The organism is Mesorhizobium sp. B2-4-6, from assembly GCF_006442775.1.
Lineage (GTDB): Bacteria > Pseudomonadota > Alphaproteobacteria > Rhizobiales > Rhizobiaceae > Mesorhizobium.
Window position 1 is genome coordinate 25,452 of record NZ_VFVI01000023.1, and the last position, 9,003, is coordinate 34,454.

The window sequence follows — 9,003 nt, forward strand, 5'->3', positions numbered from 1 at the left end:
ATCGGCAAGGCACGCTCGCTTGGCATGCCGCTTCTAAGTTCGGTGGGCTTCCGGGCGGCGAGACCCCTCAAGCGGAGAGAGACTCGCAAATCGCGCTGGACGCGGCACTGCTGCGGGGGAGCCAACATGCCGGCATCTCACGATCGGGCGTTCGCCGCCCGGAACCCATGCCTTCCCCGGCTCGCGGCTTGACGCAGCGAGAGCGGGAAAGGCGTCTGTTGCGCCTGACTTCAGGTCTTAGTTCGATGCATGTCGTTGTCCCAAAACCGCTTCGCACTTTTGGGCGGCAAGCATCAGTGCAGGCTGCTGGTGGTCGCGACGTCATCCGCCGAGGCGGATTGCTGGGCGTCGCCGGAAAGCTTGACCTTCAGGTTTTCGGTCATGAACTGGGTGCCGGCCGCAACCACGACATCGCCCTGTTTCAGGCCGTCGGCCACGGCGACGCCGTCGGCGGTGAAGTTGGCGACCTTGATCGGACGGGGATGCACCGTGTCGGAGGCGCGATCGACCGTCCAGACGATCTGCTTGCCGTCCTTCTCGGTCATCGCGGTCAGCGGGATCGATACCAGTTGCGCCTTGCTGCCGACGGTCGCCTGGACATTGGCGGTCATGCCGAGCAGCACGCGCGGATCGTTGGGGAGCGAAACCCGGACGGCGAAGGTGCGCGATTGCGGATCGGCGCTGCCGGCGACCTCGCGGACCTTGCCGTCAAGGGTGAGCCCTTCGTCCGACCAGAAGTTCGCCTTGACCTCCTTGCCGGGCTTGAAGCCTGCGATATCCATCTCCGGCACCGCGATCGACACTTCCTTCTCGCCGTCGACCGCGACGGTCATCACCGGCGTGCCGGCGGCGACCACCTGGCCGACATCGGCGGAGATGGCAGTGACGATGCCGTTCTTGCTGGCCTTGAGATCGGCATACTGAACCTGGTTCTGCGCCTGGGCCAGCGTCGAGCGAGCGGCATCGCGCGTCGCCACCGCCTGGTCGTAGGTCAGCCGCGCCTGATCGAGCTGCGATTTCGGCGCGAAGTTCTTGGCATAGAGCTGTTCGGCGCGCTTCCTGGCGAGGTCGACGGTCTCGACCTGGCGCTCGGCGGCGTCGAGGCTGGCAGCAGCGCTCTTTACCGACAATTCGTAATCGGCTGGGTCGACGCGGGCGAGCACGTCGCCCTCATTCACATGCTGGCCGATATCGACCAGACGCTCGGTGACCTTGCCGGCGATGCGGAAGCCGAGATTCATCTCGGTGCGGGCGCGTACCGAACCGGAATAGTCAAGCTGACGGGTGGTCTGCGCCTCGCCGATCTCGACCACCTTCACCGGCCGGATGACTTCCTGGACGACCTCGGCCTTCTCCTGGCTGCAGCCGGCGAGGCCGAGCACTGCTGCGACGATGGCGGCGGTTGGGAGACCGGCGGACGGCAGCATTCGGAGGATGGAACTGGGGAGGATGGAACTGGACAATGACACCTTAGCACTCCCGAACTGGATATGATTTGTCGAAACCGCACCCGGTGGGCAGCGGCTATTTCAAGGCTCTGATGGCGTAGTCGATAAGTTCGTCGGGCATCGCCCGATTGGTCTTGGCAAGGCACTGCGCCACCATCTGCGGATGGCAAAGAATAACGGTCGCGGCGCCGAAGCAGCGCGAAGCCGTCTCGGGATCCTGCTGTCTGAATTCACCAGCCTCGATGCCCTCGCGGATCACCTCGGCGTAGAGGTCGTGGATGCTGTTGACATGCTTGTCGATGACGCCCCAATCGCGCTCCAGCGCGACGATGACCATCTCATGCACCTTCTCCTGGTCGAGCATGACCTCCAGCGTCATCTTGTACTGCGCATGGATGTAGCGGCGCAGGCGCTCCTCGGCGCTGATCGGCAGGTGCATGATCTCGTAGGCCATCTTGTAACTGGCGCCGAGCATGCGGCCGCAGACGGCTTGGTGGATTTCGACCTTGGAGGCAAAGAAGCGGTAGATGTTGGCCGGCGACATGCCGAGTTCGCGGGCGATGTCGGCGACGTTGGTCTTGCCGTAGCCGTAGTGGCGGAACAGGCGCTCGGCGCAGTCGAGAATGCGCGTCACATTCTCCTGTCTGGCGGGGTCTGCCACGATGTTGGCGGCTTCTGACATGGCGCTTTCGTTTTACGAGTGACGAATTTCAATTTTCGTCAATCGTAAAGCGAAGGCGGCGGGGAGTCAACGCGAAATCGACGTACACGTATAATTGGTGACAGATGGTGACAGTTACGAGGGTCTGCGGTGGGCGATGAGGATGCTAACCTCTAGCGCGGCGATCCTTCGCGCCCCCCTCTGTCCTGCCGGACATCTCCCCCACTTGGGGGGAGATCAGAAGCTTTGGCGCCATTCCTGCAACGTCGGCAATTGGCGAAAGCGGGCGCGACATCCAGTCTCCCCCCAAGTGGGGGAGATGTCCGGCAGGGCAGAGGGGGGCGCTGTCCCGCCAACGTCGAAGGCTCTTAGCCTCGCCGATCTACGCCCCCTTCGCCATTTCCCGCAACCGGAACTTCTGGATCTTCCCCGTCGACGTCTTCGGGATTTCGGCAAACACCACTGTCTTCGGCACCTTGAAGCGCGCCAGCAGCCCTCGGCAATGCTCGATGATCTCGGCCTCGGTCGCGGCTTTGCCCGGCTTCAGCTCGACATAGGCGACCGGCACCTCGCCCCATTTCTCGTCGGCGCGGGCAACCACACCGCAGGAAGCGATCGACGGGTGCTTATAGAGCGCGTCCTCGACTTCGATGGAAGAGATGTTCTCGCCGCCCGAGATGATGATGTCCTTGGAGCGGTCCTTGAGCTGGATGTAGCCGTCGGGGTGCATGACACCGAGATCGCCGGAATGGAACCAGCCGCCGGCGAAGGCCTCGTCGGTCGCCTTCCTGTTCTTCAGGTAGCCCTTCATGACGATGTTGCCGCGGAACATGACCTCGCCGATGGTCTCACCATCGGCCGGCGTCTCCACCATGGTCTGCGGGTTCATCACCGTGAGACCCTCGAGCGCGGCGTAGCGGACGCCCTGGCGCGCCTTCTTCTGCGTCCTCGGCCCCTTCTCCAGTGCGTCCCACTCATTGTGCCATTCGTTGACGACGGCCGGCCCATACGTCTCGGTCAGGCCGTAGAGATGGGTGACGGCGAAGCCGGCGTCGGCCATGCCGGAAAGCACTGCCTCCGGCGGCGGCGCGGCCGCCGTGTTGAAGGTGACGGTCTGCGCGAACTGGCGCTTGTCCTCGTCCTTCGCGTTGATCAGCACCGACATGACGATCGGCGCGCCGCACAGATGCGTGACGCGATGGTCGGCGATGGCGTCATACATCGGCTTTGCCCGCACCCAGCGCAGGCAGACATGGGTGCCGGCCTGCACGGCCAAGGTCCAGGGAAAGCACCAGCCGTTGCAGTGGAACATCGGCAGCGTCCAGAGATAGACCGCGTGCTTGGCCATGCCGGCATGGATGGTGTTGGTGTAGGCCATCAGCGCCGCGCCGCGATGGTGGTAGACGACGCCCTTGGGGTTGCCCGTCGTGCCGGAGGTGTAGTTGAGCGAGATGGCATCCCACTCGTCATCGGGCATCGACCAGGCGAAAGCCTCGTCGCCGGCGGCGAGAAAATCCTCATAGTCAAGCGGGCCTATGCGATCACCCTTCGGATAGGGCGCGTCAGCGGCATAGTCCGGATCGTCATAGTCGATGACCAAGGGCTTCACCTTGGCCAAGGCCAGCGCTTCCCTGACGACGCCCGAGAACTCGCGGTCGACGATCAGCACCTTCGAGTCGGCATGGTCGAGCTGGAAACCGATGACGGCGGCGTCGAGGCGGGTGTTCAGCGAATGCAGCACCGCCTTGGTCATCGGCACGCCGAAATGCGCTTCCAGCATCGGCGGCGTGTTCGATAGCATCACCGTCACCGTGTCGCCCTTGCCGATGCCATGCTTCGCAAGCGCCGAAGCAAGCTTCAGCGAGCGGCGCCAGAAATCGCGATAGGTGATGCGCTGGTTGCCATGGATGATGGCGACATGGTCGGGATAGGTCTTGGCCGCGCGCTCGAGATAGGTGAGCGGCGTCAGCGGCTGGTGGTTGGCGGCGTTCCTGTCGAGATCCTGTTCGTAGGGATTGGCCATCCCGTTCTCCCCAAGGTTCTTTTCGAACCTTCTAACCTTAGGCCCCTCGTCACGCTATCCCCCTTCCGCGGCTGAAAATGCTATGCTGCGCCGGCTTGGTGGAATGGCGATCCGGATGGAGCCCCACCGTGAGGCGATCGCAGCTCACGCAGGCAAATTTGACTTTTGTCGAGAGCCGTGACTAATGTCAGCCGAGGAGGCGGCATGGCGATCAGACCGGCAGAACAGATCATCCACAAGGCCGCCTGGCTGTACTATGCCCACGGCCTTCGCCAGGACGAAGTGGCGAGCCAGCTCAACATTTCACGCGCTTCGGTCGCCATGTATCTGCGCAAGGCGCGCGAGACCGGCATCGTCAACATCTCGACCTCGACGCAGCTCTTCACTGACGACGTCACGGCGCGCCGACTTGAAGACGCTTTCGATCTCGACGCCGTCTGGATCGCGCCGGAAAATGCCTATCTCGCGGATCCTTCGGCCGATATCGCCGTGCTGGCGGCGAGCGTCTTTCTCGAGCTGGTGAAGAAGGGCGACCGTATCGGCGTCGCCTGGGGCCGCACCGTCTACACCATCGCCGACATCATGTCCTATGCCGACCTGCAGGACGTCACCGTGGTGCAGCTCTGCGGCAATCTCGGCGCGCCCTATTCCTACCGGCCCGACCAATGCACGATGGAGATCGCGCGGCGGCTGAACGCCAAGGGCCTCAATTTCTATGCGCCGCTGGTGCTCTCCACCGAGGAACTGGCGCAAGGCCTGCGCGCCGAGCCGGTAATCCGCGACCAGCTTGCCGGCATCGCCGACTGCGACCTCGCGCTTTATTCCGTCGGCGCGGTCGACGCCGACAGCCATCTGGTGAAATGCGGCGCGCTGTCGCCGGCCGAGATGGAAGCGCTGCGCAGCCAAGGGGCGGCCGGCGTCATCGCCGGGCAGATCATCGACGCCTATGGCGAGGTGCTCGACTGCAGCTACAACCGACGCGTCATTTCCGCCGAACTCGCCTCGCTGCGCGCCATCGAAAAGCGCCTGATGGTGGTGCAGGAAGACACCAAGTTCGAGCCGCTGCTTGCGGCCATCGCCGGCGGGCTTTGCACGCATCTGGTGATCGGCGCGCACATGGCCGAGCGCCTGCTCACTCACGCGGGCGAAGCCGGCAAGAAAGCATCCTAGAAAACCACCCTCGCCGCTTCTGTCATCAAGACGTCGCGGCTTTCTGTTCATGAGCAAAAAAGACGGAACGGACGGAACGACATGCAGAACCTTTGGAATGACGCCGACGCGGAGAAGATGGTTGCCGACTATGCCAAGAAGGGCGTCGCCCGCGACCTTGCGCTGCGCGTGTACACGACCCGTCTGCTTGGCGGCGAGCCGCGGCTGGTGCTGCATGGCGGCGGCAACACCTCCTGCAAGACCAAGGCCACCGATCTCGTCGGCGACGAATGGGACGTGCTCTGCGTCAAGGGCAGCGGCTGGGACATGGCCGTCATCGAGCCGCAAGGCCTGCCGGCGGTGAAGATGGGCGCGCTGCTCAAGGCGCGCTCCCTGGACCAGCTCGCCGACGAGGACATGGTGGCGCTGCAGCGCTCCAACCTCATCGACCCCGCCTCTCCGAACCCATCGGTCGAAACGCTGCTGCACGCCTTCCTGCCGCACAAATTCGTCGACCACACGCATTCCACGGCGATCCTCGCCATCGTCGACCAGGAAGACAGCAAGCCGCTGATCGAGACCGTGTTCGGCGACAGACTAGGTTACGTGCCCTATATCAAGCCGGGCTTCGACCTCGCCAAGGTCGCAGCGGAGGTGTTCGACGCCGACCCGAACGTCGAGGGCCTGATCCTCGACAAGCATGGCATCTTCACTTTCGGCGACGATGCCAGGCAGGCCTATGACCGCATGATCCACTATGTGACTATGGCCGAGGATTATGTCGCCAGGAACGGCAAGCCGCAGGCGGTCAAGGCAGCGCTGCCGGCAAAGCTCGCCCGGCCGAGCGACATCGCGCCGATGCTGCGCGGCGCAGTCGCGGTGGCGCGCGGCGAAGGCCGCTTCGACCGCATGATCAGCGACTTCCGCACGTCTGACGCCATCGTCGATTTCATCAATTCGGCCAAGATCGCCGACTATGCCGGCCGCGGCGTGTCGACGCCTGATCTGTCGATCCGCATCAAGACCGGACCGATGGCGGTACCGGCGCCCGATGCCGGCAAGCTCGGCGACTACAAGGGCGTGGTGCGCAGCCATGTCGATGCCTTCGTCAAGGACTACACTGCCTATTTCGAGACCAATGACGCGCTGGACGACGTCAAGCGCACCATGCTCGACCCGATGCCGCGCCTGACGCTGGTGCCGGGGCTGGGCATGTTCGGCCATGGCCGGACGCTGAAGGACGCGAAAATCGCCTCCGATGTCGGCGAGATGTGGATCGAGGCGGTGCGCGGCGCCGAGGCCGTCGGCAATTTCCATCCGCTGTCCAAGGCCGACCTCTTTCCGCTCGAATACTGGTCGCTCGAGCAGGCCAAGCTCGCCTCGAACAAGCCGAAGCCGCTGACCGGCCAGGTCGCGCTGATCACCGGCGGCGCCGGCGCCATTGGTGCGGCGACTGCAAAGCTGTTCGCGGCCAACGGCGCGCATGCGGTGATCGTCGACCTCGATCCGGCCAAGGCGGCGGATGCGGCGAAGGCCGCCGGCAACAATTCGATCGGCGTCGGTGCCGACATCACCAATCCGGCCGAGATGCGCGCCGCCTTCGACAAGGCGGTCGCCGTCTATGGCGGCGTCGACATCCTGGTCTCGAATGCGGGCGCGGCCTGGGAAGGCCGTATCGGCGAGCTCGACGACGCCACTTTGCGCAAGAGCTTCGAGCTCAACTTCTTCGCCCACCAGTCGGCGGCGCAGAATGCGGTGCGCATCATGCTGGAACAGGGCACCGGTGGCGTGCTTTTGTTCAACACCTCCAAGCAGGCGATCAACCCCGGCCCGAAATTCGGCGCCTACGGCATCCCGAAGGCGGCGACCTTGTTCCTGTCGCGGCAATATGCGCTTGACTACGGCGCCTATGGCATTCGCTCCAATGCGGTCAACGCCGACCGCATCCGCTCGGGCCTGCTGACCGACGCGATGATCGCCAGCCGTTCCGGCGCGCGCGGCGTGTCGGAAAAGGAATATATGTCCGGCAATCTGCTCGGACAGGAAGTGACCGCCGACGACGTGGCGCAGGCATTCCTGCACCAGGCGCTGGCCGAACGCACCACAGCGGACGTGACGACGGTGGACGGCGGCAACATCGCGGCGGCGTTGCGCTGACGAAGTAAAGACACAACCTTGGAGCGGTTCATCGTTTCATGAACGGATGAACCGCTCCTCGTCTTGATACGGTTCCGAACGGAAGGCCTTTCGCGCTTCTGCTGAAAAACTGCTTCAACTGGTCAAAGTCCCACTCCAATCCTTCGGTTACTACTCGGACGGTTGAAGGGGGATGTCTGGTGTTTCGCGTGCGAGCTCCAACCCCGATCATTGGTGGAGTTGTCGATGCCCGCGAAAAGCCTGCGTATAGGTGTGCTGTTCGGCGGTCGATCCGCCGAGCATGAGGTGTCGCTGCTTTCGGCGGCCAACGTCATGCAGGCGCTGGATCCGGCGAAATACGACGCCGTGCCGATCTTCGTCACGCGCGACGGCCAATGGCTGCTCAGCCGTTTCGAGGACGGCGCCCTGGCGACGCCGTCGGCTGGCATACAGCTGTGCCTGGTGCCGGGCGGGCAGGGGCGGATGCTGGCGATCCCTGCCAGCGGCGCACCCCATGACCTGCCCGTCATCGATATCCTGTTTCCGGTGTTGCACGGTCTGCATGGCGAGGACGGCGCGGTGCAGGGATTGGCCGAAGTGGCGCGGGTGCCGCTCGCCGGCTGCGGTATTCTGGGCTCGGCCACGGCCCTCGACAAGGACGTCGCCAAGCGGCTGCTGAAGGCGGCGGGACTGCCGGTCGCGCGCTCGGTGACGATCGAAGAGGGTCGGCTGCCTTCGCTTGCCAAGCTGGAAGACAAGCTCGGCTTGCCGCTGTTCATCAAGCCGGCGCGGCAGGGCTCGTCGGTCGGCGTTGCGAAGGTCAATGGCAGTCAGGAGTTCGAGCGCGCGCTGGCGGAGGCCTTCCAGCACGATCGCAAGGTCCTGGCGGAGGAATTCGTTCGTGGCCGCGAGATCGAATTCAGCGTGCTGGAGAGCCCCACGGGCGAGCTCTTCGTCTCGCGGCCCGGCGAGATCGTGCCCGCGGAAAGTCACGGCTTCTACAACTACAACGCCAAATATATCGACGAGAATGGCGCGGCCCTGATCGTGCCGGCCGAGCTGCCGCTGGAAGTCGAGAATGCCATGCGCGATATGGCCGCCAGGGCGTTCAGAGCGCTCGGCTGCGACGGGATGGCCCGCGTCGATTTCTTCCTGATGCCGGACATGAATTTCCTGATCAACGAGCTCAACACCATTCCGGGCTTCACCAATATCAGCATGTACGCCAAGGCGATGGCGGCGAGTGGCGTCAGCTATCCGGAGGTTATCGAGCGCCTGGTGGCGCACGGGCTGGCGCGCGCCGGCCGTTGAGGCAAAAGGTTTGAGAAACTGGACGCAGGGGCGACTAGTTCCCCGACACAGGGATTTGGAAAGGTTGCCGCTTGTCTTGGTACAAGATTTTCCGTTCATTTGCGTGAAATCAGCGCAAACGCCGGAGATTGGTTGAAGCCGCCCCCCAACCTCGTCATTCTATGGCGGAGCAAGGAGCGAAGCGACGCGCGCAGACCATAGAATCCTGTGTGTTGGTTCTGGTGTATGGTTTGAAGTGGGAAGGAGACCGAATGAATCCTGGTCGTCCTTTCGGA

At 63.8% G+C, this 9,003-nt stretch carries 6 protein-coding genes; 3 read left to right on the plus strand and 3 right to left on the minus strand.

The features are described 5' to 3' along the window. Nucleotides 1-293 precede the first annotated feature (293 nt). From FJ957_RS30860 to FJ957_RS30875, 3 genes are all read right to left on the minus strand, one after another. Nucleotides 294-1,427: an efflux RND transporter periplasmic adaptor subunit gene (locus tag FJ957_RS30860; protein ID WP_140837206.1), complete on the minus strand. Its 1,134-nt coding sequence runs from the start codon at nucleotides 1,425-1,427 to the stop codon at nucleotides 294-296. Nucleotides 1,428-1,524: 97 nt separating this feature from the next. Then, nucleotides 1,525-2,130, minus strand: a complete 606-nt coding sequence (locus tag FJ957_RS30865) for a TetR family transcriptional regulator (protein WP_140837213.1) — start codon at nucleotides 2,128-2,130, stop codon at nucleotides 1,525-1,527. A gap of 361 nt (nucleotides 2,131-2,491) precedes the next feature. Further along, nucleotides 2,492-4,132 (minus strand): acyl-CoA synthetase, encoded by a 1,641-nt coding sequence (locus FJ957_RS30875; RefSeq protein WP_140837218.1) that lies wholly within the window; start codon nucleotides 4,130-4,132, stop codon nucleotides 2,492-2,494. Nucleotides 4,133-4,336: 204 nt separating this feature from the next. Here FJ957_RS30875 and FJ957_RS30880 point away from each other — a divergent pair, with 204 nt between their 5' ends. The 3 genes from FJ957_RS30880 (at nucleotide 4,337) to FJ957_RS30890 (ending at nucleotide 8,728) form a co-directional block, all read left to right on the plus strand. Further along, nucleotides 4,337-5,302 (plus strand): sugar-binding transcriptional regulator, encoded by a 966-nt coding sequence (locus FJ957_RS30880; protein WP_140837220.1) that lies wholly within the window; start codon nucleotides 4,337-4,339, stop codon nucleotides 5,300-5,302. 81 nt (nucleotides 5,303-5,383) lie between these two features. Continuing rightward, on the plus strand, nucleotides 5,384-7,438 hold the full coding sequence (locus FJ957_RS30885) for a bifunctional aldolase/short-chain dehydrogenase (RefSeq protein WP_140837222.1): 2,055 nt from the start codon (nucleotides 5,384-5,386) through the stop codon (nucleotides 7,436-7,438). Between the two features lie 225 nt (nucleotides 7,439-7,663). Continuing rightward, a complete protein-coding gene (locus tag FJ957_RS30890) occupies nucleotides 7,664-8,728 on the plus strand; it encodes a D-alanine--D-alanine ligase family protein (protein WP_140837224.1) in 1,065 nt (354 codons plus the stop codon). Nucleotides 8,729-9,003: the final 275 nt, after the last annotated feature.

What these genes read in the sequence shown, in the direction of transcription:
- FJ957_RS30860 (WP_140837206.1), bottom strand. Translation starts at nt 1,427, where the DNA reads ATGCTGCCGTCCGCCGGTCTCCCAACCGCCGCCATCGTCGCAGCAGTG.
- FJ957_RS30890 (WP_140837224.1), top strand. Translation starts at nt 7,664, where the DNA reads ATGCCCGCGAAAAGCCTGCGTATAGGTGTGCTGTTCGGCGGTCGATCC.
- FJ957_RS30885 (WP_140837222.1), top strand. Translation starts at nt 5,384, where the DNA reads ATGCAGAACCTTTGGAATGACGCCGACGCGGAGAAGATGGTTGCCGAC.
- FJ957_RS30875 (WP_140837218.1), bottom strand. Translation starts at nt 4,132, where the DNA reads ATGGCCAATCCCTACGAACAGGATCTCGACAGGAACGCCGCCAACCAC.
- FJ957_RS30865 (WP_140837213.1), bottom strand. Translation starts at nt 2,130, where the DNA reads ATGTCAGAAGCCGCCAACATCGTGGCAGACCCCGCCAGACAGGAGAAT.
- FJ957_RS30880 (WP_140837220.1), top strand. Translation starts at nt 4,337, where the DNA reads ATGGCGATCAGACCGGCAGAACAGATCATCCACAAGGCCGCCTGGCTG.